1 pseudogene is annotated in these 360 nt (G+C 73.1%); it reads right to left on the bottom strand.

Annotated features, from left to right (window positions below):
* Positions 1-360: pseudogene (locus tag AVR91_RS05055) on the bottom strand (hypothetical protein); the annotation flags it as partial.

The raw sequence follows: 360 nt of genomic DNA, 5'->3' as shown, positions 1-360 counted from the left end.
TCGGCGGCGTGCTGCTGCTCGGCGGAAGGGACGTGCCGGGCAGCGGCGTCGGCCCCGGCGTTGTCGTACCGGGCGGGGGAGTGCCGGGCAGGGTCGGCACCGGGACCTGGCCGCCGGGGGTGCCGGCGGCTACGTCCTGGGAGTCGGGCGCGCCGACGGGGACCTGGCTGTCCGGCATCGTCGCGACGCCGCCACGGTAGGCGACGGCCCAGCGGATCACAGTGTCCACATAGGACAGCGAGTGGTTGTAGCGGTACACGGCCACGCGCTGGGTCTGCTCGGAGGTCAGGTCGACCCCGCCGGAGCAGAGGTAACGGCCCGAGCCCAGCGTCGCGTCGTAGATGTTGTTCGGGTTCGACT

The sequence above is a fragment of the Amycolatopsis keratiniphila subsp. keratiniphila genome (genome assembly GCF_001620365.2).
In the GTDB taxonomy this organism is placed as follows: Bacteria; Actinomycetota; Actinomycetes; order Mycobacteriales; family Pseudonocardiaceae; genus Amycolatopsis; species Amycolatopsis keratiniphila.
This window is presented reverse-complemented; position numbering and strand designations above follow the sequence as displayed.